Source organism: Brachybacterium sp. AOP3-A1-3 (genome assembly GCF_052378285.1).
GTDB lineage: Bacteria > Actinomycetota > Actinomycetes > Actinomycetales > Dermabacteraceae > Brachybacterium.
Genome location: NZ_JBQSXM010000001.1, coordinates 516,982 through 540,045 on the forward strand (window position 1 = coordinate 516,982; position 23,064 = coordinate 540,045).

Annotated in this window: 21 protein-coding genes; 8 read left to right on the forward strand and 13 right to left on the reverse strand. The window is 70.3% G+C overall.

Annotated features, from left to right (window positions below):
• Window positions 1-212: 212 nt before the first annotated feature.
• The 4 genes from ACT3T5_RS02275 to ACT3T5_RS02290 all read left to right on the forward strand — a co-directional run bounded on the left by ACT3T5_RS02275 (window position 213) and on the right by ACT3T5_RS02290 (window position 4,997).
• Window positions 213-1,562: an ABC transporter substrate-binding protein gene (locus ACT3T5_RS02275; protein WP_444593488.1), complete on the forward strand. Its 1,350-nt coding sequence runs from the start codon at window positions 213-215 to the stop codon at window positions 1,560-1,562.
• Window positions 1,563-1,565: 3 nt separating this feature from the next.
• Window positions 1,566-2,507, forward strand: a complete 942-nt coding sequence (locus ACT3T5_RS02280; protein WP_444593489.1) for a carbohydrate ABC transporter permease — start codon at window positions 1,566-1,568, stop codon at window positions 2,505-2,507.
• Window positions 2,507-3,409, forward strand: coding sequence for a carbohydrate ABC transporter permease (locus ACT3T5_RS02285; RefSeq protein ID WP_444593490.1), 903 nt, complete (start codon window positions 2,507-2,509; stop codon window positions 3,407-3,409). The genes ACT3T5_RS02280 and ACT3T5_RS02285 overlap by 1 nt, the downstream gene beginning before the upstream one ends.
• A 193-nt stretch (window positions 3,410-3,602) precedes the next feature.
• Window positions 3,603-4,997, forward strand: coding sequence for an extracellular solute-binding protein (locus ACT3T5_RS02290; RefSeq protein WP_444578665.1), 1,395 nt, complete (start codon window positions 3,603-3,605; stop codon window positions 4,995-4,997).
• 23 nt (window positions 4,998-5,020) lie between these two features.
• Here the strand turns inward: ACT3T5_RS02290 and ACT3T5_RS02295 are convergent, their stop codons facing one another.
• Window positions 5,021-5,791 carry an SDR family oxidoreductase gene (locus tag ACT3T5_RS02295; protein WP_444593491.1) on the reverse strand — a complete coding sequence of 257 codons (771 nt, stop codon included), beginning with the start codon at window positions 5,789-5,791 and terminating at the stop codon, window positions 5,021-5,023.
• A gap of 87 nt (window positions 5,792-5,878) precedes the next feature.
• Window positions 5,879-6,802: a phosphotransferase family protein gene (locus tag ACT3T5_RS02300; protein WP_444593492.1), complete on the reverse strand. Its 924-nt coding sequence runs from the start codon at window positions 6,800-6,802 to the stop codon at window positions 5,879-5,881.
• Window positions 6,803-6,864: 62 nt separating this feature from the next.
• Here ACT3T5_RS02300 and ACT3T5_RS02305 point away from each other — a divergent pair, with 62 nt between their 5' ends.
• A complete protein-coding gene (locus ACT3T5_RS02305; RefSeq protein ID WP_444593493.1) occupies window positions 6,865-7,263 on the forward strand; it encodes an NUDIX domain-containing protein in 399 nt (132 codons plus the stop codon).
• Window positions 7,264-7,333: 70 nt separating this feature from the next.
• Here the strand turns inward: ACT3T5_RS02305 and ACT3T5_RS02310 are convergent, their stop codons facing one another.
• Window positions 7,334-8,452 (reverse strand): mandelate racemase/muconate lactonizing enzyme family protein, encoded by a 1,119-nt coding sequence (locus ACT3T5_RS02310; protein ID WP_444593494.1) that lies wholly within the window; start codon window positions 8,450-8,452, stop codon window positions 7,334-7,336.
• Between the two features lie 180 nt (window positions 8,453-8,632).
• On the opposite strand from ACT3T5_RS02310, the gene ACT3T5_RS02315 reads away from it, so the two are divergent.
• Complete coding sequence (locus tag ACT3T5_RS02315) at window positions 8,633-9,349, forward strand: hypothetical protein (RefSeq protein ID WP_444578660.1); 717 nt, start codon at window positions 8,633-8,635, stop codon at window positions 9,347-9,349.
• 50 nt (window positions 9,350-9,399) lie between these two features.
• Here ACT3T5_RS02315 and ACT3T5_RS02320 read toward each other — a convergent pair whose 3' ends face one another.
• The 3 genes from ACT3T5_RS02320 to ACT3T5_RS02330 all read right to left on the reverse strand — a co-directional run bounded on the left by ACT3T5_RS02320 (window position 9,400) and on the right by ACT3T5_RS02330 (window position 11,614).
• A complete protein-coding gene (locus tag ACT3T5_RS02320; protein WP_444593495.1) occupies window positions 9,400-9,924 on the reverse strand; it encodes an AAA family ATPase in 525 nt (174 codons plus the stop codon).
• Window positions 9,925-10,100: 176 nt separating this feature from the next.
• Entirely contained in the window at window positions 10,101-10,988 is an 888-nt protein-coding gene (locus tag ACT3T5_RS02325) for a family 43 glycosylhydrolase (RefSeq protein WP_444578658.1), read from the reverse strand.
• 62 nt (window positions 10,989-11,050) lie between these two features.
• The gene (locus ACT3T5_RS02330) at window positions 11,051-11,614 is read right to left on the reverse strand and encodes a helix-turn-helix domain-containing protein (protein ID WP_444578657.1); all 564 of its coding nucleotides are present in this window, start codon (window positions 11,612-11,614) and stop codon (window positions 11,051-11,053) included.
• Window positions 11,615-11,731: 117 nt separating this feature from the next.
• Between ACT3T5_RS02330 and ACT3T5_RS02335 the strand changes: the two genes are divergently transcribed.
• The gene (locus ACT3T5_RS02335; RefSeq protein ID WP_444593496.1) at window positions 11,732-13,021 is read left to right on the forward strand and encodes an MFS transporter; all 1,290 of its coding nucleotides are present in this window, start codon (window positions 11,732-11,734) and stop codon (window positions 13,019-13,021) included.
• A gap of 35 nt (window positions 13,022-13,056) precedes the next feature.
• Here the strand turns inward: ACT3T5_RS02335 and ACT3T5_RS02340 are convergent, their stop codons facing one another.
• The 3 genes from ACT3T5_RS02340 to ACT3T5_RS02350 all read right to left on the reverse strand — a co-directional run bounded on the left by ACT3T5_RS02340 (window position 13,057) and on the right by ACT3T5_RS02350 (window position 16,834).
• Window positions 13,057-14,862: a glycoside hydrolase family 3 protein gene (locus tag ACT3T5_RS02340; RefSeq protein ID WP_444593497.1), complete on the reverse strand. Its 1,806-nt coding sequence runs from the start codon at window positions 14,860-14,862 to the stop codon at window positions 13,057-13,059.
• A 14-nt stretch (window positions 14,863-14,876) separates the two neighbouring features.
• Window positions 14,877-16,256, reverse strand: a complete 1,380-nt coding sequence (locus ACT3T5_RS02345) for an exo-beta-N-acetylmuramidase NamZ family protein (protein WP_444593498.1) — start codon at window positions 16,254-16,256, stop codon at window positions 14,877-14,879.
• A 155-nt stretch (window positions 16,257-16,411) separates the two neighbouring features.
• Window positions 16,412-16,834, reverse strand: coding sequence for an RbsD/FucU family protein (locus ACT3T5_RS02350; RefSeq protein ID WP_444578653.1), 423 nt, complete (start codon window positions 16,832-16,834; stop codon window positions 16,412-16,414).
• A gap of 242 nt (window positions 16,835-17,076) precedes the next feature.
• On the opposite strand from ACT3T5_RS02350, the gene ACT3T5_RS02355 reads away from it, so the two are divergent.
• On the forward strand, window positions 17,077-18,021 hold the full coding sequence (locus ACT3T5_RS02355) for a formylglycine-generating enzyme family protein (RefSeq protein WP_444593499.1): 945 nt from the start codon (window positions 17,077-17,079) through the stop codon (window positions 18,019-18,021).
• Between the two features lie 17 nt (window positions 18,022-18,038).
• On the opposite strand, the gene ACT3T5_RS02360 is transcribed toward ACT3T5_RS02355, so the two are convergent.
• The 4 genes from ACT3T5_RS02360 to ACT3T5_RS02375 form a co-directional block, all read right to left on the reverse strand.
• Complete coding sequence (locus ACT3T5_RS02360; protein ID WP_444593500.1) at window positions 18,039-18,680, reverse strand: TetR/AcrR family transcriptional regulator; 642 nt, start codon at window positions 18,678-18,680, stop codon at window positions 18,039-18,041.
• A gap of 83 nt (window positions 18,681-18,763) precedes the next feature.
• Window positions 18,764-20,104: an MFS transporter gene (locus ACT3T5_RS02365; RefSeq protein WP_444578650.1), complete on the reverse strand. Its 1,341-nt coding sequence runs from the start codon at window positions 20,102-20,104 to the stop codon at window positions 18,764-18,766.
• A gap of 400 nt (window positions 20,105-20,504) precedes the next feature.
• Entirely contained in the window at window positions 20,505-21,791 is a 1,287-nt protein-coding gene (locus ACT3T5_RS02370; protein ID WP_444593501.1) for an alpha/beta fold hydrolase, read from the reverse strand.
• Between the two features lie 5 nt (window positions 21,792-21,796).
• Window positions 21,797-22,843 carry a LacI family DNA-binding transcriptional regulator gene (locus ACT3T5_RS02375; RefSeq protein WP_444593502.1) on the reverse strand — a complete coding sequence of 349 codons (1,047 nt, stop codon included), beginning with the start codon at window positions 22,841-22,843 and terminating at the stop codon, window positions 21,797-21,799.
• Window positions 22,844-23,064 lie beyond the last annotated feature (221 nt).

Consider the following 23,064-nt stretch of genomic DNA (forward strand, 5'->3'; position numbering starts at 1 on the left):
ATTACCGACCGAGGCGACGAGGCGTCGAGACGGGATCGATCGGCACGACGGGCACGCTCGACAACGTCGCTGAGCGGTGGTCCGGAATCCGGTCCGATGTGGTCCCGAGCCCAGCACCTCCCCACATCCAGCACTCCCAGCCAGCAACGGAGCTGACCTGCCCGACGCAGCTCCTCCCCCGAAATGGCAGCACCGACACAAGGAGCAGCACCATGAAACGACGCACCCTCCTCTCCGCAGCTGCGGTCTCCGGGGCCGCCGCCTCCCTCGCCGCCTGCGGCAGCGGCACGCCCGGCGAGTCCAAGGACGATGCCGACGCGGCCGACGGGCGCACCACGATCGAGTTCTGGCACCGCACGTTCACCCCGTTCGAGAACGAGTGGTACGCGGGGATCGTGTCCTCGTACAACGACGCCCAGGAGGAGTTCTTCGTCAAGGACGTCGAGGTCCCGGCGGACGCCTGGGACCAGCGGGTGAAGTCCGCTCAGGCGGCCGGCACGATGCCGGACGTCTACACCGACCCCTCCACGATGGACGAGGGCGCACGGCTGGGACAGTTCCTCGCCCTCGACGATCTGCTGGACGCCGAGCAGCTCGAGAACCTCACCGACCAGGCCAAGGAGCTCGTGACCGTCGACGGGAAGATCTACGGCTACCCGTTGCTGCTCGAGCCGCAGTCCGCACTGTTCTGGAACAAGGACATGTTCGAGGCGGCAGGGCTGGACCCCGAGAAGCCGCCGACGTCGTGGGACGAGCTCTACTCGACCTGCGAGTCGCTGCTGCCCACCCTGCCCGACGGGGCGTTCGCCCTGACCACGGCCGGCGACCAGGACACCTTCGCCTGGGCGACGGTCGGCCAGCAGTTCCAGGTGGCGGGTCACTTCCCGATCACCGACGACTGGTCGGAGGCCGACGCCGAGGATCCGAAGTACGAGGATCTGCTGGGCTTCTACAAGACGCTGCGGGAGAAGGGCTACATCCCCAAGCAGCCCCTCGGCGCCTATGTCGAGGCGAAGGCGTACGGCGAGCAGAAGTGCGCCATGATGACCTCCGGCTCCTGGGCGTTCAGCGAGATCGCCTCGGACTACGACGACCTCCTGGGCGTCACCGGCATCGCGCCCTTCCCCACGAGCGACGGCGACCTCTCGACCTCCGTGGCGACGCTGGGCAACTTCAAGTGGGTCATCGACGCGAAGACCGATCAGCCGGACGGCGCGGCGGATTTCCTGTCCTGGTGCCTCGCCGGGGACGTCGAGAACCTGGTGCCCTTCTTCGTGGGCACCCAGTTCACCAAGGCGCCGGCCCGACCCGACGTCGCCGAGGCCGTGCAGGCCGCTCCCGAAGCGGCTGACGCCCCGTGGTCCGCCGTGGTCAGCGAGGACATCGCGCCGGCGTCGGTCCCCTCCCCGTCCTATCCCTGGGACATCCTGCTCGCCATGGGCAAGGCTCTGGAGAAGGGCATGAACGGCGAGGACCCCGCGAAGGCGCTGAGCGGCGCGAACGGCGAGATCCAGAAGGTCATCGACCGCGAGGAGCTCGCGGGCAAGGCTCCCAAGGACTGACCGGTGGCGACGAGCTCCCCGACCACGCAGGGCTCCCCCGCGCCCCTGCACTCCCCCGTCCCGCTGCGCTCCCATCCGCCCCGCGACAATCGCATCGCCCTGCTGATGCTGGCACCGGTGCTGATCCTGCTGACGATCTTCGTCATCGTGCCCACGATCTCCGCGATCTACCTGAGCTTCTTCAACTGGAGCTTCTACCAGGCCTCGGAGTTCGTGGGACTGCGGAACTTCGTCAATGTCCTCACCGATCCGGAGTTCCGGGCGGCGATCCGGCGCGGCCTCCTCTTCGTGCTCATGACCCTTCCCGTCCAGCTGCTGCTGTCCTTCCTCATCGCGAGCTTCGTGACCGGGGTGGGGCGGCGCCTGGCCACGACCTTGAAGATCGCCGTCTACATCCCCACGATCATCTCCGCCGTGATCACCTCGATCACCTTCGCCCTGATCTACGAGTACTCCGGCGGACTGCTCAACGCGGTCGTCGGACTGGTGGGGATCGAGGACCAGGCGTGGATCGGCGACGTGCGGCTCGCGCTGCCGGCGATCGCGGTGCCGGCGATCTGGATGGGGCTGGGACTGATGACCCTGATCATGATCGCGGCGATGCTCGACGTGCCGGAGAGCTTCTACGAGGCCGCGCAGCTCGAGGGGGCGAACTGGTGGCAGCGCACCCGGTACATCACGATCCCCCAGATGAAGAACGTGCTGCTGTACCTGCTGATCACCGGCTTCGTGGCGGCGATCCAGCAGTACGAGCTGCCCCTGGTGATGACCGGTGGCGGGCCGCTGGACTCCACCACGCTGCCCAACCTCTTCATCTTCAACCACTTCCGCGGGGATGCCTATCAGGGCTATTCGATCGCGGCGGCCCTGCTGCTGTTCCTCGTGCTGGGAGCGGTCTCCGCCCTGATCTTCCGGGTGCTGAACTCCGAGAAGCTGGTGGACTGATGAATCTGCCCCTGGAGACCTCCCAGCGCCCCGCGCCGCCCTCATCGGCCTCTCCTGCGCAGCCACGACGCCGACCGCTGACCGCCCGCCGGGTGCTCACCGCGATCATCCGCACGGTCGTCGCGGTCATCATCGTCGCCGCCGCCCTCTTCCCGTTGGCGTGGATGGCCATCGCCGGCTTCAAGTCGAAGCAGGAGGTGGTGCGCACCCCGTTCCAGTTCTTCCCCGAGGTGTGGAGACTGGAGAACTACCAGCAGATCCTCGCCGACCCCGCCTTCGTGCGGACCCTGGCGATCACCGGTTTCGGCGCGGTGCTGTTCACCCTGCTGAGCCTCACGGTGAACTCCTTCGCCGCCTACGCCTTCGCCCGGCTCGACTTCGCCTTCAAGCGCACGCTGTGGGTGGTGGTCATCTCCACGATGTTCATCCCCGGCATGACGATCCTGCTGACCAGCTTCATCGTGGTCACGAAGCTGCACATGCTGGACACCCTCGCGGTGCTGATCCTGCCCGGCGCGGCCGCGGCGGCCCACGTGTTCTTCATCCGGCAGTTCTATCTGAACATCCCCCGCAGCCTCGAGGAGGCCGCGATGATCGACGGCTGCGGGAAGTTCGGGATATTCCTGCGACTGTTCGTGCCGCTGTCGAAACCGCCCTTCGTGGTCGTGGGCATCACGTCGTTCCTGGTGTTCTGGAACGCCTACGTGTGGCCGGTCATGACGATCACCAGCCCTGACCTCTACCAGGTCCAGCAGTACCTGGCGACCTTCCGCTCCGAACGCTCCAGCGAGCTGGCGCTGCTCATGGCAGGATCGACGCTCGCCGCAGCGCCCGTGATCATCCTGTTCCTGATCTTCCAGCGGCAGATCATCGCGAACATCAAGATGGCCGGGCTGAAGTAGCTCTCCGCACCGCGCGGCCCGCCATGAGGGCAGCGGCGTCCGTCGTGCGAACTCGCGAGTCCGCCTGCGGCCTTTCGAGCCCCGTTTCCTCTGGATACGGTGACGGACCGGGCCGCACCGTCGCCGCTCGGGGAAAGGTCGATGATGAGTGTCCTCCTCCCAGCCCGAACGACGACGTTCCTGGGGTGCCGCCATGATTGATCGCCGTGCGTTCCTGCACGCCCTCACCGCCGGGGGCACGGTCTCCGTGGCCGGCGGTGCCATCACGGGATGCACGAATCGCCCCACGGGATCCGATCGGGACCCGAACACGGTGACCCTGTGGGGCATCTGGGCGAGCGACGTGGACAAGGAAGCCGAGGTCATCGAGGCGTTCACCGAGCAGAATCCCGGCATCACCGTGGCCGTCTCGCAGGTGCCCAGCAGCTCGCAGGGCGATGCGTCCTCGGTGATCACGGCCGTCCGCGGACGCACGGGACCGGACGTCTATTTCATGGGACGGTTCAGCGGTGCCGAGATGGCGTCCCTGGGCCTGCTCGAACCGCTCGACGAGCTGATCCGCGAGTACGAAGGCGTCGAGCCCGAGGAGTTCATGGCGAACTGGGTGAAGTTCTCGACGGACGAGGTGCTCTACGACGGCCAGTGGTACGGGCTCCCCTTGGATACGGACACCCGGGCCATGTACTACAACAAGGACCTCACCGAGGAGGCAGGGGTCGATCCGACGCTGCTGGACCCGGCGAACGGCCCCATGACGCTGGACCAGATGTGGGAGATCAGCGACGCCTTCGACATCCAGGACGAGCAGGGCAACTACGAGCGGATCACCTGGATCCCGTGGGATGGCGAGGCCTCGCTGCTGATGTGGGCGATGGCCTCCGGCGTCACGTTCTTCGACAACAGCACCTGCAGCATGACGCTCGACTCCCCGGAGATGCTGGCCGTCGCGACGGAGTACGCGAGCTGGGTGGATCGGCTCGACTTCCCCCGCGTCGACGCCTTCAAGGCGACCTACCAGCCGCCGAACGCTCCGCCGACGCAGACCTCGTTCTTCTCCGAGCGGCAGATGTTCCAGATCTCCGGCCCCTGGGGAGTGCAGTCCCAGACCGACTACAGACCGGACATGCGCTACGGGGTGACGCACGTTCCGATCGCCGACGGGAGCGACGACCCCTTCACCTGGGCAGGCGGCTTCGGTCTGGCGATGCCGAAGGGGTCGAGCAGGTCCGAGGCGGCCTGGAAGCTCATGACGTTCTACGCCGGGTACGAGGGACAGCGGATCCTCATGCCGCAGATTTCCCGGATCCCGACGAGACTGGAGGCCGTCCAGGACCCCGAGGCCTGGGATCCGAGCATCGAGTTCTTCGTCGAGATCATGGAGTTCGCCCGCTCCCGCCCGCCGCTACCCGTCGGCACGAAGCTCTGGGACGCCATGATGATGATGCAGGACAGCCTCAACCAGAGATCACGCACCCCGGAGGAAGCGGTCCGGTTCGCCCAGGACTACGTGAACCCCACGATGCAGCAGTTCTGTCCGGTCAGGCTCCCGGAGGGGTTCGGGGAACCGGACCCCGACTTCAGCCTCTGAACCGTCGCCGGCTCCGGCTCCCGTCATTCGTGCCGTTCGTGCCGTTCGTGCTCGTCGAGCCACTGCTCGTAGGTCGGGCCGACGGTCGGCACCTCGGGGCCGGGCAGCATGCCGCCGCGGGACATCGACTCGCTGGCCGGAGCGCCTGTGACGGGGGTGGCGTCCCCGCGTGCGGCGAGCAGGCGCCGGGCCTGGTCCAGGGTGTTCTCGACCTGAGGTCCAGCGATCTGGAGGAGCGCGTCGGGCTGCTCGGCGAGCGCCGTGCGCAGCAGCAGGGCGGCGACCGCGCGGGTGTCGACGGGCTGCGAGGGGGCCTCCATGACCTGCAGACCTTCGCTGTCGCCGTCGCCGTCGCCGTCGCGCACGAGCATGTTCCCCACGAAGTCGTGGAACTGCGTGGCACGCACGATCACGGTGCCCGGGCAATGCTCGCGCGCGGCCTGCTCATGCGCGAGCTGAGCACGGTAGAAGCCGTAGTCCTGCATCCCGTCGATGCCCACGATCGAGGTGACGACCGTGCGCGTCACGCCGGCTCGGCGTGCCGCGTCACCGAGGCCGCTCATCGCCTCGTGGAACCACTCCGTCGCCTGCTCGGCCTCGAGGGTGGGCGGCTTGAAGCAGTCGATGACGAGCTGGACGCCGCGGAGCGCCTCGTCGAGGCCCTCACCCGTGACGATGTCGACGCCGCGCGAGCGGGCGATCTCCCGCACCTCGAGCCCCTCGGCGCGGGCCACTTCGACGACCGTCCGCCCGAGCGTGCCTGTCGCGCCGACGACGGCGATGACCTGGGACATCTCTGTCTCCTCCTTGCTGCTGGCTGTCGACTCGGTGCTGGCAGTCGACTGCCGGATGTCTCAGAGCGTACGCCCGGGTCCCGACCCTCACCAGCGCTCGCGCACCACGGCGAACAGGGAGTCACGCATTCGGCGCCGATGGTCGCCGATCAGCGGCAGGGACGGGGCGTGGGGCAGGCGGGCGGCGTCGACGAAGAAGGCGAGGATGCCGGTCAGCAGATCGGTGCCCACCTGCCGGGGCAGACCGTGCCGGTCCAGCACGGCGTCCACACGGTCGTTCACGCCCAGCGTGCCGTCGGGGTCCGGGACCGAGGCGAGCAGCTGGAGGGCGTCGGCGATGCGGCTGCCGCGCGAGGCCCAGGCCCAGTCGACGAGGCTCACCTCCCCCTCTGTGGTGAGCAGGATGTTGTCCGCGCGCACGTCGGAGTGGCACAGCGTGTCGCCGTCGAGCGCGTCGATGCCCCGTCGTGCCGCCTCCCGCAGCATGTCGAGCCGCTCGGCGATCCAGGGGTGCAGATCCGTCGGCAGGTCCTCGGCGACCCGGTCGAAACCGAGGAGGTCCGGGCCCAGGGTCTCCGCGACGCTCCGCAGGCCTGGAACGGGGCACGGGGTGGTCGCGGCCTGCAGCGCATCGAGGGCGGCGAGCACCTGGTCGAGCTGCTCGCCGGTCCAGGGTTCAGCCGGGAGTGCCCCGGGGGCCACCTCGGTGACCAGCACGAACCAGTCCTCGTGCGCGAAAGCGTCGACGAGTGGCTGGACCGGGGCGGAGGCCGGGATGGCCGCGAGAGCGGCGGCCTCGGCACGGTTCAAGGTCATCGAGCCGGGATTGTCACTCTCCCGCACCGCCTTGACGAAGAGACGGCGCCCGGCCTGCGAGCTCAGGATCTCGGCGCTGCTCGGCGAGAAGCCGCCGAGGCAGGACGTCGTGGACACCACGGTCCCGCCCAGGAGTCCTTCGAGGCGCTCGCGGAGCGGGTCGGGGAAGTCGGTCCAGGTCAACCGGTGCGTCATGTGCACACCTTTCCATGCACAGTTCCGGCAAGCACGGGCTTTTCCGCAGCTACGCTCGGCCCATGCGCATCCGAGCAGCCGCCGTCGTCGTCAGCGCCGGGTCGGTGCTGGTGATCGGCCGACGGAGGGCCGGACGGGACTATGCGGTGCTGCCGGGCGGCGGCGTCGAGCGGGGCGAGAGCGTCCAGGAGGCCTGCCTGCGAGAGCTGCAGGAGGAGACCGGTCTGATCGGGCGCGACCCGCAGGAGCTGGAGATCCGCTCCGATCCCGCGGCGAGGTACTTCGCGGTGACGGTCGCAGACGGTCCGCTGCGTCTCGGCGGGCCGGAGGTCGAGCGGTCATCGGACGAGAACGTCTACACGCCCCGCTGGGTGGAGATCGCCCAGCTCGCGGACATCGGGCTGGTTCCGGAGGGCGCGGTCGTCGCCGTGACGGCGGCCCTCCGGTGCCACGGCGCCTGATACCGGACGGCTGATCCCGAGGGCGGGCGCGACGGATCGGCGCCGAGTCCGCGGGGACCGTCGGCCGGCGTCAGCCGCCCAGATGCAGGCCGAAGCCAGGATCGCTCGGCAGCGTGATGGCCCCGTCGCGCAGCGTGTAGCCGGTCGCGTCGACACCCTCGGTGAGGCCCGGAACCGCTTCGACGACGGGGATGGTCCCGAGCCCAGCGGCGAGCTGCGCGGCGTAGAGGGTCTTCAGCGGATGGCCCCAGGCATGGGGCGAGGCGAGCACGCCGATCTCGCGGACCCGCGGCATGATCCGTCGCCACGCGGTGACACCGAAGGACAGCACGTCCATGAGCAGCACGTCCAGCAGGCCCGCCTCGGCGAGGTCGAGCACCCGCTCCACATCGGGGTCGGACTCCCCGTCGGCCACCAGGACCCGCGAACCGGTGCGGGTCAGGTGCTCGCGCACGAGGGTCAGTCCCTCGACGTCCTCGGCGAAGGGCTCCTCGATCCAGTAGAGGTCGCAGTCCTGGATCGCGTCGAGGAAGCGGAGCGTCTGCTCGGGGCTGTAGCCGTCGTTCATGTCCACGAGCAGTCGCGCATCGGGGTAGGCGTCGCGCACCGCGCGCACCACGTCCAGGTCCCGGGCGAAGCCCTCGTCGGCCGGCATCCACAGGTTGCCCCGGCCGATCTTGAGCTTGAAGGCGCGGTAGCCGGCGTCCCAGTCGGCCGCGCAGGCCGTGAGCACGCCGTCGAGGCCGCGCGGGCTCTCCTCGGGGTCGAGGTCGTCGAAGTAGATCGCCCCGGAGTAGCAGGCCACGGGCGCGGTGCCGTGCCCGCCGAGCATCTCGTGCACCGGCACGCCCAGGATCCGCGCGGCGAGGTCGTGGAGGGCGATGTCCAGGGGCAGGGCAGCCGAGTCGATCACCCCGAGAGCGGGGTCGAAGAGCTCCTCGAGGGGTCGGCCGACGCAGCCGGCGAGGTCGGGCTCCGGCCCCTCGTACAGGCCCCAGCCGCTGGCGCCGGCGTCGGTGCGCACGGTGATCGCGAGGACGTCGGGCCCGTCGCCGTGCGCCCCGAGCCGGGCGTTGCGGCCGATCGTGCGGGGGTGCCTGCTGCGCACGCGGGTGGAGTCGACGGCCGTGATCCGGTGCCCGGCGAGAGCGCCGGTTCCGGGGAGGTCGGGGGTCGGTTCTGCAGGCACGGGGGCTCCTCGTCGAGCGGTCCGGTCGGAACCGGAGAACGCTCGCCCGCCCGGTCGAGCCTAGTGCGAAGCAGCGCCTACGTATATGGCCCTGCACGCAGTCCTCCACGTGGCCGCGAGGTGTCGGCGCCTCACCCTAGAGTGGGACCCGTCCCACCGTCGACGTCTCGAGGATCCGCGTTGAACTCCCACTGGACATCTCCGCGCTCCGGGGCCACCTACGACACCTCCCGTACGGACTGGCTCGGCAACTGGGTGGTCGTCTCCGCCGGACCGTCGCTGATGTCGGTCGCCGGAGGCGCAGCGCTGGTGATCGGCTCGATCGGCCTCGTGACCGCGTACATCGTCGCCGTCGTCGCGATCCTCCCTGTGCTCATCGCTCTGTACTTCGCACGATATCCGCTGCTGCCACCCGTACTGCTGATCGTGGCACTGCTGCTGTTCGTACTGCCCGAGGGACGCCGCCGCTGGCCCGAGACGAGCAGTGCCGCGGCACTGTCGTTCGTGATGCTCCCCGCGACCTTCTTCGCAACCTGGTCCCTGAGCAACCAGGGCGACACGCTCTACTCGTGGATCGCGAGCATGCCGTGGATGACGCTCCTCGCCCTGGGCATCACGGTCTGGGCTGCGGTGAAGCGGCTCTGGCCGCTCGTGGTGCTGTTCGGCGCGCTCTTCGCCATCTCCGGACTGGTCACGGGGATCTCCTGGTTGGCCGTGGTGACCCAGCCCGAGGAGCTGCGCATGCCACCCGCGTCGCAGATGGGGTTCGACAACGTCATGGCGGTGATGGCGACGCTGATCATCGCGCTCCTCGCCCGGGTGATCGGCTCCCAGATCACGGTCTCGATGGACCGGCGACGGGCGACGGCTATGCAGCGCATACCCGGACAGCTCTGATCCCTTCGGGCTTTCCAGCTGGTCGCCGGAGTGGCGCGGACGCCGTGGACCTATCGAGTCCCCAGCATCCTGAGCTTCCGCACGATCATGTCCACCTGCTCAGGGTCGTCCGTGCCTCTCGCGTCGACGACGAGCGCGCCCTCGTCCTCGGGATCGTCGAAGCTCGCTCCATGATCTCGGAGCACCTCATCGGTGACGTCGGCACGTACAGGGCGGACTCTGTTCGCGAGAACGCGTTCGCGTTGCAGCTCCTTGGAGATCTGCACCCAGATCACCACAAAGGACGCACCCGCGGCTTCCGCCGTGACCCGCCATGCATCTCGGATGAATCTCGGCGATCCGGTGTCGTCGATGACGACATGACACCCGCGCCGAAGGTGCTCCTCGGCACGATCGTGGGCGATGCGGTTCGTCGTCGACCATTCCTCCACCGGGATTCCCTGACCGCCCGCAAGTCCTCGTTCCGCGTTGATGTGATCGAGGCTGATCAGCTGAGACGGCAGATCGTGCGCGATGCGCGCCGCCAACGTGCTCTTGCCAGAGAACGAAAGACCGCACATCAGTGTCAGCACCATGTCCTGAATCTATGGTCCAGCCGCCGCGCGGACCACATATTTTCAGGGCGCCACGTGTGCTGGCCCTTCGACGAGGCTGCGTCGCATTCCGCACGCTAAGGGATGAGTGACAGCCGATCGCGTCGGCGCGACGCCGTCCCCTCGCCAGCCAATCTGCAGCACGCCCAGCGGACTCATCAGGTCCACACCTCCAGAGGCCGAATCGTCAGCCCGCCCCTCCCCCAGCCGCCGCCGGTGATCCAGGTGCGCGGGCCGTCCGCGACGATCTCCGCGCAGTGCTCGTCGAAGTCGACGTCGAGAGCGCCGGAGTCCTCGAAGTGCAGCGGGTCGGTGGAGTAGTAGGCGAGGGTCCTGTCGTAGGCGGTGGACTCGCAGACGAACAGCACCCAGCCCTCGCCGGCACGGATCACGAAGGGGGATTCGGTGGGTCCGCCCACGGTCCCCGACTGCGTGGAGCGGTAGGCGACGGCAGGATCGGACCAGGTCAGGAGGTCCTCGGAGGTGCGCACGGCGACCTCGTGGAAGCCACCGTCGGGTGCGGAGGTGCGCGTGTAGTACAGCAGCCAGCGCACGCCGTCGTGGATCACCATGGGATCTCGGGCGTCGAAGCCGTCGGTGAACAGCGGCGGCTCGTGGCGGGTCCAGCTGAACAGGTCCTCGCTGGTCGCGAGCGTCATCCGATAGGAGGTGTGGTCGGCGGTGCCTCCGGCGTAGAACATCCAGTAGCGACCCTCATGCTCGATCACGTGCGGGGCCCAGACGTGGGTCTCGCCGAGATCCGGCCGTGCGGGGAGGACAGAGTCGTGGACCGTCCAGGGGGCGCCCTCCAGGTCTGCTGCGGTGGCGTGGAGGAAGCGGTCCTCGTGCAGCGGGTCGGCGGGCTCGGGGTGCCAGATCCCGAAGGCGTGCCAGGTGCCGTCGGCCGCACGGATCAGGGTGTGGTCGTTGACGTACCAGGGCTCCCCGGCGTGCGGGGAGGCGTCGAGCAGGCGCCGCTTCTCCCCGGGGATCAGACGGACAGGCGCTGCGGGCTCAGGGGTCGTCGAGACGGATGCTGCGGGCACAGGGGCTCCTCGTCGAGCGGGTGCGATCGCGGCGGGAACAGCAGCTCCTGCCTCCGCCGACCCTAACCGGCGCGGGACTGCAGCGCGACCGAGGTGAACACGGCGCCCTGGGCGTCGCGGGCGCGGTACACGTACTCCTGGTCGGTGATCACACGACCGGAGCCGCCGGCCTCGATGACCTGCACGTCCTCGCCGCACACGATCTCCAGGGCGCCGTCGATCACGTGGATCATGACGCCCGGCGAGGGCACGCCGGAGCCGTTGGGTCGCTGGTCCTCGCCCACCAGCTTCCACTTCCAGGTCTCGACGGAGAGGCCCTCGGTGTCGATCGCATCGAGCAGCACGGACCAGCTGCCGGCCTCGGTGGACCACACCTCGACCCCGTCGGGCGGGGCGTCGGCACCCACTCCCATGAGCGCGGCGAAGGTGGTCCCCAGCCCGGCGGCCACGCGGTCCAGGGTCGAGACGGAGGGGTTGGCCTGGCCCAGTTCGATCTGGGTGAGCATGCGGCGGCTGACGTCGCTGCGCTCGGCCAGGGCGGCGACGCTGAGGTCGAGCTCCTGGCGGGCCGCACGGATGCGGTCGCCGAGCTGCTCGACGACGGCGGGGCGCATTCCTCCGGTCATGGCGACGAGCTTAGCGGGAGTGATGGGAACTATATTGCGCATCCTGGGCGATGAGCACTATGTTGCTCATAGCGAGCGCGCTCGCACCGTCCCGTCCCGCCTCGAAGGAGGTCACCCATGCGTCGCCCCACCACCGATGTGCGCCTGCTGCGCTGGTTCGCCTCCTCCGGGCTCTTCGCCGTGCCGCAGGCCGCCGCCCCGATCGCCTTCGCGCTCATCGCGCTGCCGCTGACCGGGGATGCCGCCAGCGGCGCCGCGATGATGCTCGCGATGACCCTCGCCCAGGTGATCGGCGCCGTGCCGATCACCCGCTTCGGCCGACGCTTCTCCCCGCTCCCCTTCGTGCGCACGCTCATCGGCCTGCGCGCCCTCGCCCTCGTGGGGATCGCGGTGCTCGCCGCGACCGATGCCCCCTTCGCCCTCGTGGTCGGCGGTGCGGCCGCGGCCGGCCTGGTCAACGGCGCGGCCTTCGGGACCCTGCGTGCCGTGCTCAACCACCTCGTGCCCGTCTCGCGCCTGCCGCGCGCCCTCGGCGTCGCCGCCACCCTGAACGAGGTGACCTTCGTGGCCTCGCCCGTGCTCGCTGCGGCGCTGGGCGGGATCTCTCCGCAGGCCGCGGTCTGGGCGATGGTGCTGCTGGGCGTCGGGCCCCTGTTCCTGCTGCCCCGCGTCGCGAGCGCCACCGCACCCGGCCCGGAGCACCGACGCAGCCGCCTGCGCCTCACGCCGATCATCGCCCTGTGGCTGGCATGCGCGGCGGCAAGCGCGGCCGCGATCTCCGCGATCGAGATCGGCGCGGTCTCGATGGCGGTCTCCTTCGGCCTGCCGGCCGCCTGGGGCGTCGTGTTCCCCGTGGCCCTGTGCGTGACGTCCATCTGCGGCGGGGTCTGGGTGAGCGTGCGCAACCGCGTGCCGCGCCGGCGCACCGTGCTGGCCTGGCTCGCCGTGACCGGTCTCGGCGTCGCCTCGGTGGGGCTGGGTCATTCGGTGACCGCCACCGTCGTGGGCGCCCTGCTCGTGGGCTCCGTGCTCGCGCCGCTGGCGACCTACTACTCGCTGGTCCTGGATCGCCTGGTCGAGCCCGAGCACCGCGCCGAGGTGTTCGCGCAGCTGCGCACCGCGAGCGCGCTGGGCATCATCCTCTCCAGCGGCCTGATCTCCCTGGTCTCGCTCGAGGCCACGTTCACCGTGGTCATCGCCCTGATGGGTGCGGTGCTGCTGCTGGCCGGCGGCGTGTTCACCCGGGCCTGGGTGCAGGGGCGCCGGCGCCGCCTCGCCCGGGAGGCCGACGCCGCACGCGAGGCCGACGGAGCGCGCGGGGCCGACGACACGCTCGAGGCCGACGCGCTCCACGAGCTCGTCGACCCCGAGCGACCTGCCCAGGAGCACGCCGACGCCTCCCCGTGAGCGGCGACCCCGGCGCGATCCGGCGGCAGGATCCCTCAGCGCAGGCCGTGCCCGAGCGGGAACGCCTCCCCCGTGCCGTCGGCCGTGGGGATCGCGACCGGGAGCTTCCCGCGGAGGTTCACGGCGCCCGCGACCACGCCGGCCACGGCCCGGAGGTTGCAGTCGGAGTTGCCGTAGGCGGCCATCGACGCCGCGACCTCGCCGACGTGCACCACGTCGTAGGGGTTGCGCAGCGAGGCGTGCAGCACCGGGACGTCGCCGGCGGCGAGCTTCTCGATCGTCGCGACCTGCGAGGCAGGGGTGGTGAATCCCGAGGACGAGGTGAACGCCAGCACCGCGTCGACGCCGCGGGCGGCCGCTTCGGCCTCTGCGTCGGCCCCGGCCGTCATCGTGCGACCGTCGCTCAGCATGACCAGGGAGTTCGCCTCCAGCCCGTGCTCACGCAGGGCGGCGACGGCCACGTTGAGCTTCGCGGCGGTGCCCACCCCGGTGACCAGCACCTTCGAGCCGGCGGCGAGGGGCAGGGTGCCTGCGTCGTCCGCGATCAGGGTGACCGCGTCGTCGGCGACCGCCTGGGCGCTGCCCACCGAGCGCTTCGTGCCGATCGACGAGGCGGCCGTCGCGGCATCCACCTGGACCTCGTCGAACAGCCCGCGACGCAGCTTCTGGGCGAGGATCCGGCGCACCGACTCCTCCACGCGCTCCTCGGTGATCTCCCCGGAGGCGACCGCCTCGCGCACCCCGTCGATCGCGACCACGAGATCCGGCGGCATGAGCATCTGATCCGCGCCGGCGAGGATCGCCTCGACGGGCACCCGGTCGTCGCCGAACAGGGTGCGCACGCCCTCCATGGCGAGCGAGTCGGTGACGATCACGCCCTCGAAGCCGAGCTCCTCGCGCAGCAGTCCGGTGAGGATCGGGTGCGAGAGCGTCGCGGGGCGCTCCGAGTCGTCGAGCGCAGGGACCATGATGTGGGCGGTCATGATGACGTCCACGCCCTCGTCGATCGCCGCCAGGAAGGGCGGCAGGTCGATCGCGTCGAGCTCCTCGCGCGTGTGATCGATGACCGGCAGTCCCAGATGGGAGTCCGTGGCGGTGTCGCCGTGGCCGGGGAAGTGCTTCGCGGCGGCGGAGCAGTTCGCCCCCTGCAGGCCCTTGATCTGCGCGGTCGCCAGGCGAGCGACGGCCGCCGGGTCCGCGCCGAGCGAGCGCACGCCGATCACCGGGTTCTGCGCCTCGATGTTCACGTCGACGTCGGGCGCGAAGGCCTGGTGGAGGCCGGCGGCACGCAGCTCGGAGCCCACGATGTCTCCCGCCCTGCGGGCATGGGCCCGTGAGCCGGTCGCGCCCAGGGCCATCTCGCCGGGCAGCGGGGTGGCCGGGGCCGGCAGACGGTAGACGACGCCCCGCTCCTCGTCGGCGCTGATGATCAGCGGGATGCCGCCGGAGTCCAGGGCGGCGGCCTGGGCATCGTTGGACAGGGTCGCGATCTGTTCGATGTCCTGGAGGTTGTCGCTCCAGGTGAAGTAGATCAGCCCGCCGACGTGGTGGGTGCGCACGATGTCCGCGATGGTGTCGACGCCGGTCGTGGAGGTGTTCGAGTCGTGGGGCTCGTCGGCCGCGGAGCCGTAGCCGACGGCGACGAAGAGCTGGCCGATCTTCTGGTCCAGGCTCATGCCGGCCATCAGCTCGTCGATTCGTGCGGTCTCGGCGCCACGCCCGGCGGGAGCGGCGTGGGCGGCGGCCGGGAGGGCCACGGCACCGCCGGCCAGCGCCGCGGCGAAGGCACGACGGGACAGGACAGAGCGATCCGTGGGGGAATCCGGGTGCATGGGGGTCATGGGAGCTCTCCTGCTCAGTAGCGGCGGTAGCGCTTGGTGATGACCTCGAAGCGACGGGACTCCCGCCGCCACGCCGTGACGATGGCCTGTGCGCCGTCACCTGCCTCGAGCATCGCGCGGGTGCGCTTGGTGCCGGAGAGCTTGTCGATCCAGCAGACGTCGTCCTCCGTGCGGCAGTCCTCTCCTTCGCGCCAGTCGACCTCGTCGACGTTCGCGAACAGGGCGGCGAGCACGTGGATGCCGGTGCGCACCGGTTCGTAGGCCGCGGCATCGGTGAGGTGCAGCTGCAGGCCGCCGCAGAACTCTCCGGCGTGCTTGGAGGCCGTGGGCGTGGCGAACATGGGGCGGTAGAGCACGCCGGGCAGCTCCGCGGCCTGCAGGTCCGCGATGATCGCGTCGACCTGGGCCTCGGTGATGAAGGGAGCGCCGAACCACAGGAACGGCGTGGTGGTGCCACGGCCCTCGGAGATGTTGATCGACTCGATCAGGCCGGTGCCCGCATAGACCACCGCCGTCTCCGGGGTGGGGATGTTCGGGGAGGGCAGCACCCAGGGCAGATCGGCCGACGGCGGGGCCTCGGGGTCGTAGCCGCTCATCTCGATCACCTCGAGGTCCACGGCCTTGCCCAGGAACTCGCCGTTGAACAGGGAGGCGAGCTCGCCGACGGTCAGGCCGTGGGTCTGCGGGATCTCCTTCAGGCCCACGAAGCTGGACAGCTCCGGGTCGAGGAGGAAGCCCTCGATGTCGGTGCCCAGCGGGTTGGGGCGGTCCAGCACCACGAAGCGCTTGTCGTTCTCGCCCGCCGCCTCCATCGCGTAGAAGAGGGTCCAGATGTAGGTGTAGAAGCGGGCGCCGATGTCCTGGATGTCGAAGACCAGCACATCCACGTCGGCCAGCATCTCCGGGGTGGGCTTCTGCGTGGCGCCGTAGAGCGAGCGGACCGGCAGCCCGGTCTTCTCGTCGACGTAGTCGCCGACGGAGCCTCCGGCCGGCTCCGCACCGCGCACCCCGTGCTCGGGCCCGAACAGCGCGCTCATCGTGAAACCGCCCTCCGTCTGCGCCTCGACCAGGAGGTCGATCGTGGAGCGCAGCTGCTGGTCAGCGCCGGTGGGATTGGTGATCAGGCCGACGCGCGCGTCGCGCAGCATCTCCAGCGTCTCCGGGACGAGGAGGTTCTCGACCCCGAGGGCGAAGTCCCCCGAGCCGGAGCCCTTCGTCGTGCCCTTGCCCCGGCCGGCCGGGGCGGCCTGGGCGGCTCCGGCCGTGGCGAGCACCGCGCCGGCGGGGAGGGCGCCGAGGGAGGCGAGGACCCGGCGGCGGCCCGGCCTCTTCCCCTCCTGCCCGGTGCGGTCGTGCATGGTCTGAGCGCTGGGCTGAGGGGCAGGGTGCGTCACGGCGCGGTCCTCCGTCATCGTCGTCGGATGTGGTCCCGTGCAGGGCGGCGGCGGCCGCACCACGTCGTGCGGCAGCCATCAAAACGATTTTCGGCGCTCTGCCCGGAGCCCCGACGCTAACAATGAAGCGACCCGGTGACAACCGTCACACGCGCTCAGCCCTCGTCGTCCCCCACCACGCCCTTGCGCAGCATGACGCAGCCGTACTTGCGGGTCTCCAGGGTGCGCAGCACCGCGAACACGCCACGGCCCCGCTCGTAGAAGTCGAAACGGTCGATCCATTCGAGGCGGTCCGCCCGGATCGCCGCGGACTCCTGCAGCTGGGCCTGCACCTCCTCGCCGGTGCCCGGTTCCGGGGTCATGAGCGTGACCGAGGGGCCCGCGTAGACATCCACGGGCAGCACGGTGCGCACGGCCCGCACCGCCTCCGGGGAGCTGACGGCCAGGTCGATCACGGGCGCCCCCATCGCATGGGAGGGATAGTGCGCATCGGTGATCAGCAGGGTGTCGTTGTGCCCCATGTGGTCGAGGATCCGCAGCAGGTCTCCGGTGAGCAGGGGGTCGATGCCGGTGAGCATGGGTGGGTGCCTTTCGGGAGGGTGGGGCGGGCGGACACCGAGTTCGCGGCGACCTCGCCGTCGGTCCTGGTCCCGGCCCGCGCCACAGCAGGTCCGGATACCGTATGAACTGGCTTGACGGCGTGTCAACGACGCCGCCGGAGGACCACCCTGACAGAGAGAGACCTGGCATGAACGATATCGAGCACCCAGCCCCTGCGACTCCGGCCGCGTGCTGCAGCGCCGGCCGGAGCGCAGTCGAGATGCCGTCGGCCGTTCCCTCGGACCTCGGAGACCCCGCCGATCAGGGGCCGCACCAGTGGGCGGCACCCGTCGCCGAGGTGCGTTCCCGCGCCGATCGCGCCGTCGTGATCTCCGCCGGGGCGTTCCGGATGGGCTCGGAGGACCGCGACCGCAACCCCTCCGACGGCGAGTCCCCGGTGCGCACGGTCGACGTCCCGGCCTTCCGGATCGACCCGGCCTGCGTGACCAACGCGGAGTTCGCGGCCTTCGTCGACGAGACCGGATATGTCACCGAGGCGGAGGAGTTCGGCTGGTCGTTCGTGTTCGCCCCGCTGCTCGAGAAGGACCTGCGCCGAGCGAGCCGCAAGCCGCCCGGCACCCCGTGGTGGCGAGCGGTCGACGGGGCCCGCTGGGACCAGCCCGAGGGCCCGGGGTCCGACGTGGGAGCGTCTGACGTGGGAGAGTCCGGCGCTGGAGGCCGCGCCGATCATCCCGTCGTGCACGTCTCGCTGCGGGACGCGGAGGCCTTCGCGACCTGGTGCGGGATGCGTCTGCCCCGGGAGGCGGAATGGGAGAAGGCAGCCCGCGGTGGCCTGGACCAGGCGCGATTCGCCTGGGGCGATGAGCTCACGCCGGACGGCGAGCACCGCTGCAACATCTGGCAGGGCGCCTTCCCCGTGCGGAACACGCAGGAGGACGGCTTTGTCGCGACGGCGCCCGTGCGGTCCTTCCCACCCAACGGGTTCGGGCTGTACGAGGTGGCGGGGAACGTGTGGGAGTGGTGCAGCGACAACTGGTCCACCGGTGATGCGCTCTCGCTCGACGGTGACGTGCGGGTGATGCGCGGCGGCTCGTACCTGTGCCACGACTCGTACTGCAACCGCTACCGGGTCGCGGCCCGGAGCTCGACGGCCGCGGAGGACGCGAGCGGCAACAAGGGATTCCGCCTCGCGGCCGACGCCTGAGAGAAGCCTGCCGCCGGTCAGGCGGGGTCTGTGCCCCACCGCCGCTTGAGCTCGGCGACATAGTCGCCCAGGGCTGCCTCCATGTCGATCTCCGGATCCAGCAGCCACTGGACCTGGAGGCCGTCCATCAGCGCCACCGTGGAGCGCGCGATGCGATCCGCTGGGGCCTCGGGCCGCATATGGCCGTCGCGCTGCGCGGCTCGGACCGCGTCGGCAAGCGTCCCGACGACGGCTGCGTAGTGGCTCTTCAGCCACTCGTGCGCGGGGTGCTCGGAGGTCGCAGCCTCCCCCATCATCGTCGTGTAGAGAAGGACGAGCTGGCGCCGCTCCATGTTCAGCCCGGCCACATGCACCAGGTGGTCGAAATCGGCCCAGGGGCCATCCCCGAACGCCTCCCGGGGGAAGCTGTCCACCGTGTCGCGATATTCGAGGACCGCGCCGAGCAGGGCCTTCTTCGAGGGAAAGTGATGGACGAGCCCTGAGGGCGAGATCCCCGCGGCGGCCGCGACCTGCGCCATCGAGGTCGCCGCGAAGCCCTGCCTCGCGATGAGGTCGATCGCCGCCCGCATCGCGCCCTCGCGCACCACGGCGGAGTCCTGCCCACGGGGCCGTCCGGGCCGACGGCGGGCGGGGTGGGCATCCTGGCCGGTGGCGCTCATCGGTCGCGTGGTCTCCTTCGAGTGATGGAAGCAGGACGGCCGGAACAGATCGCTCCGTCCCGGCCGTCGATGTCAGGCAAACTCTATTTCACGCCGCGGATGAACATCGTGATGATCGCACCGAGCACCGCGGAGATCGCGGCCGCGACGAGCAGCGCCGTGAAGTCGGTGCCTCCGCCGAGCTTCGCGAGCAGGAATCCTCCGACGCTGGGGGCCAGGGACTGGGGCAGAGCGTTGGCCATGTTGAACACGCCCAGATGCTTGCCGGTGTTCTCCCGATCCGGGAGCACCTCGAACACGAGGGCGAGATCGACGGCGAGGTACATGCCGTAGGCGATTCCCATGATGGCTTCGCAGACGTAGAAGCCGGTCACGGTGTCCGCGTGGAGGAGCCCGTAGGTGCCGATCGCGAAGACGAGGATCGAGACGGCGACCATGACCTTGCGCCGCCCGAGCTTGTCCGAGATCCACCCGGCCAGCAGGCCCGCGACCATCGAGGCCACCGTGTAGATCGTGACTCCGACGGCGACCGCGGCCGCTGCGGCGCCGGCGGCGAGACCGAGGTGGTTGGTCATGTAGAACAACCGGAAGGTGACGAAGAGGTAGGAGGCCAGGATGATCAGGAAGCGGCCCCACCAGGCCAGGCCGAAGTCCGGGTACTTCACGGGGTTCGTCCAGAAGGTCGCGATCAGCTCCCTCAGGTTGAACGGGTAGCGGTTCTCCTTGAGCACCGGCTCGGGGAGCATCAGTGCGTACGCCACCACCAGGACCAGTCCGAGCACCGCCGGGACCATGAAGAGCAGGAGCATGTTGGTGGAGAACGCCGCGCTCAGCCAAGTCGCGACCATGATGGCCGAGTTCTGGGCGATACCGATCAGGCCGGAGGTCTTGCCGTACTGCTCGGAGGGCAGCTGGTCCGCGACGGACGCGAGGTACGCGGCGAAGCCAAGGTTCGCGCAGGCCTGGGCGAGGAACCACCCGATCGCCATCATCAGCGGGCCGGTGGCGAGCGCGATGAGCAGGAGCGAGAGCGTCAGGCCCAGGACTCCGAGGACGATCCACGGTCGACGCCTGCCCAGACCGGAGGTGGTGCGATCCGAGATCCGCCCGCCGACCGCGTTGAAGATGACCGCCGCGAGCGCGCCGGGGGCGATGACCATCGCTGTCATCGCGACCTGCTCGGCAGGATCCGTGGTCAGGGTCTGTGCCTTCATCTGGATCGACACGGTGGCCGGGCCGAGCAGCGCGACGAAGATTCCGAACTGCGCCAGGACGAGGCCCGCGATGAACCAGATGGGCCTCTTGGCCTCGGGCTTGATGCCGAGGTGAGGGATCGGGAGCTTCGGTCCGATCAGGTTCGGGCTGCCCTGGAGGTCGATGGTCGGATCCGGGGCGAAACCGGTCCCGCCTGAGGGTGTCGTCACGGGTGGACTCCTTCGTCATGTGCCGCATGTGCGTCATTGCCGGCCGCTCGACGCAGCCACGATGAGCATTATTAGTTCCAACGCACTAATAAGTCGAGCCGATACCGACCACTGGTCACCAATGCATGTCGCGTTGAGCCTGCAGCCAGGCACGTCGACGAGGAGCTGTGTGGCGGATCACAGCATCGCCGGCAGCCCGGGACGGCAGACAGCCCGAGCAAGCGGGCACCCCGGGCTGGCGGGCAGTCCGGGCTGGAAGGCAGTCCGGGCTGGAAGGCAGTCCGGGCTGGCGGGCGGCCCGAGTCAGCAGACGGCGCAGGCCGACGGCTGCTGAGACGACGATCTCTGCTCTCAGGCGGCTCTGAGGTCAGACGGCTCAGTCGCTCAGGCGGTCAGGTCGTCAGGCGGCGCGGCGGCCGGTCGCGAGATCGAGGAGGTGGTCGATGACCCCGTCGCCGCTGGCGCGCAGACCGTTGTGCTCGTACTCGCTGGTGACCCAGGGCGTCACGCCGCTGAGCAGCTCCGCCGTGGCCAGGGAGTACTGGCGCGGCACGTAGGCGTCGTCGTAGTAGACGGCGGCCGCGCCGGGAACGTCGGCGGCGCGCAGGGCGTCCTCGTCGTAGAGGCGGGGCCACTCGTGCTCGGCGAGCAGATCGGCGGCCTCGGCCCAGGGCGCGAACTCCGGGTCCTCCGCGAACAGGTCGCGATGGATGTGCTCGCCGCCCAGCAGCGTCGGGTCCTGGCGCACCGCCTCGGGCATCATGCGGTCGGCGGTCCAGCGGGTGGCCACGCCGTCGGCCCAGCAGCTCTCGTGGATCACGGCGTACAGCGGGTTGCGACCGCTGAAGGGCAGGGCGGCCGCGAGGTCGTGGAGGAAGGCGGGCGATGTCGGCTCGAGATCCAGCAGGTAGTGCAGGCGCTCCTGGCCGCCGGAGGCTCCGAGCAGATGGCCGAGGCGGCGCAGGCGCTCCACTCCCACGTTCTGCCCGTCGGCCAGTCGCAGCTGCCCGGCCCCGGCGAGATCCGAGAGCCGGCGCATGCGGTCACGATCGTCGGGGAAGCGTGCCCAGTAGCGCTCGCTGCGGGCGATCATGCCGTCCCAGGTGGTGGCGTAGACGGTGTCCATGTCGGGGCCGAGCGTCGGCAATCCGCCCGTGAACAGCGCCTTGTCGACGCTGCCGGCGTGGGCGCTGAGGTAGCGCAGGGTGGTGAAGCCGCCGAAGGACTGCCCCAGCAGCGACCAGCTCGACGCCCCGAGATGCTCGCGCAGCAGCTCCGCGTCGTGCGCGATCGCGTCGGCCCGGAAGTGGGTCAGATAGGCCGCCTGCTGCGCAGGGCTCGCCGCGCGCAGAGTGTCGGCACCGTCGATCGCGCCCTCGGGCAGGGGCGCATCCAGACCGACGGGCGTGGAGCGGCCGGTGCCGCGCTGGTCGAGCATGACCACGCGGTGATCGCGCAGAGCGCGGGCGAGCCACGGCGGGGACCCTGCCTCGAGAGGCCGCGGTGCCTCGGATCCCGGCCCGCCCTGGAGGTAGACGAGGAAGGGTCGGTCCTGGCCGTCGGGCTCCGCGACGATGCGGGCGAACAGCTCCAGGGCCGGCGAGGCGGGGTCGGCATGGTCCAGCGGGACGGGCAGGGTGACGTCGCGCAGGTGCAGGCCGGGCAGGGTCCAGGTGGTGGAGGGCATCGGGCTCATTCGTCGAGGTGGGTGGTGGCGCCGGGGAAGAACTCCCAGTCGAAGGAGTGCTTCTCGCCGGCTCGTTCGCCGCGCCGACGGGCGGCGTCGATCACCACGGCGGAGATGCGGGCGAACACGTCGTCCACCCCGTAGTAGCTGATCGGGCCGAAGTACTCGGATTCTGCGGGCACGTCGCCGATGGCGATGATCTCGAGGTCGTCGGGGATGTTCAGGCCGAGCCGCTCGGCGGCGAGCTGGAGGGCCACGGCCTGGTAGCCGGTGAAGCAGATGACGGCGCGGGGGCGATCGGGGGCCACCAGCCACTCCAGGCTTGCCAGATAGGTGTCGCGACCGCTCGCCTGGGTGAGGCGGAGCAGCCGCTCGGGCGCCTCGTCCCCGTGCTCGTGCGCCGCGTCGAGGAAGGCGAGGGTGCGGGGGTGGTTGATCGTGCCGGGGATCCGGCCCGCCAGATCCGGGGCCAGCAGGTGCACGGTCTCGTGGCGGGCTCGCAGCCGGGCGTAGGCCTTGGCGATCGCGCAGTAGGGCGTCGAGGAGATGACGTCGAACCCCTCGGGCTCCATCTTCGCGGTGAAGGCGACGATCCCGGTCTGGACGGCCGCGGCCAGTCGCCGCACCTTCTCGGGACCGTCCTCCTGGAAGTCGACGCTGGTGATGAAGCCGGCGTCGGCCGAAGCCCCGGAGAGGTACTCGCTCCAGCGCTCATCGGCCAGGACCAGGGTGGACAGCTCGTGCTCGAGCGCATCCTCCCTCACCTGCGTGGCCAGCTGCACGCCCCACGGGTCATCGAGGGTGCCGAGCGCGAGCACGATGCCGCCGCCGCGGCCGGTGCGCATCGCCTGAGCGTTGCGGTTGGGCACGTACCCGAGCTCCTCCGCGGCCGCGCGCACCTTCGCCTTGGTGGCGGGCGAGCCGGCCGAGCGGCTGCCGTCGCGGCCGCTGAGCACGAACGAGGCGGTCGCGATGGAGACTCCCGCCGCGCGGGCGACGTCCGAGAGGGTCACCGCCGTGCGGTGGGTGGAGCCGGTGACGCCGTTGCTCATGACTGAGGGACCTCCTGGTCGACGGGGCCCGGACCGACGGTGCGGGCGTGACGGGCGAGATCGCCGGAACACTGTGGGGATGCCATCACCCTGCCCCCTCATCGGTCCGTCGCACCCGACAGCCCCGGTGTCGGAGCCGTCGTCCTCGAATGCTACCGCGCAGGCACCAGGTCACGGCGGGGAACCCACCCGGGTGCCGGGCCGTCCGGGCGCGCTCGGGC

Coding starts and splice junctions, on each gene's coding strand:
- ACT3T5_RS02295 (WP_444593491.1), bottom strand. CDS start 5,791: ATGTCCCAGGTCATCGCCGTCGTCGGCGCGACAGGCACGCTCGGGCGG.
- ACT3T5_RS02275 (WP_444593488.1), top strand. CDS start 213: ATGAAACGACGCACCCTCCTCTCCGCAGCTGCGGTCTCCGGGGCCGCC.
- ACT3T5_RS02340 (WP_444593497.1), bottom strand. CDS start 14,862: ATGACCCCCATGCACCCGGATTCCCCCACGGATCGCTCTGTCCTGTCC.
- ACT3T5_RS02370 (WP_444593501.1), bottom strand. CDS start 21,791: ATGCCCTCCACCACCTGGACCCTGCCCGGCCTGCACCTGCGCGACGTC.
- ACT3T5_RS02335 (WP_444593496.1), top strand. CDS start 11,732: ATGCGTCGCCCCACCACCGATGTGCGCCTGCTGCGCTGGTTCGCCTCC.
- ACT3T5_RS02330 (WP_444578657.1), bottom strand. CDS start 11,614: ATGACCGGAGGAATGCGCCCCGCCGTCGTCGAGCAGCTCGGCGACCGC.
- ACT3T5_RS02285 (WP_444593490.1), top strand. CDS start 2,507: ATGAATCTGCCCCTGGAGACCTCCCAGCGCCCCGCGCCGCCCTCATCG.
- ACT3T5_RS02320 (WP_444593495.1), bottom strand. CDS start 9,924: ATGGTGCTGACACTGATGTGCGGTCTTTCGTTCTCTGGCAAGAGCACG.
- ACT3T5_RS02350 (WP_444578653.1), bottom strand. CDS start 16,834: ATGCTCACCGGCATCGACCCCCTGCTCACCGGAGACCTGCTGCGGATC.
- ACT3T5_RS02290 (WP_444578665.1), top strand. CDS start 3,603: ATGATTGATCGCCGTGCGTTCCTGCACGCCCTCACCGCCGGGGGCACG.
- ACT3T5_RS02305 (WP_444593493.1), top strand. CDS start 6,865: ATGCGCATCCGAGCAGCCGCCGTCGTCGTCAGCGCCGGGTCGGTGCTG.
- ACT3T5_RS02375 (WP_444593502.1), bottom strand. CDS start 22,843: ATGAGCAACGGCGTCACCGGCTCCACCCACCGCACGGCGGTGACCCTC.
- ACT3T5_RS02300 (WP_444593492.1), bottom strand. CDS start 6,802: ATGACGCACCGGTTGACCTGGACCGACTTCCCCGACCCGCTCCGCGAG.
- ACT3T5_RS02355 (WP_444593499.1), top strand. CDS start 17,077: ATGCCGTCGGCCGTTCCCTCGGACCTCGGAGACCCCGCCGATCAGGGG.
- ACT3T5_RS02360 (WP_444593500.1), bottom strand. CDS start 18,680: ATGAGCGCCACCGGCCAGGATGCCCACCCCGCCCGCCGTCGGCCCGGA.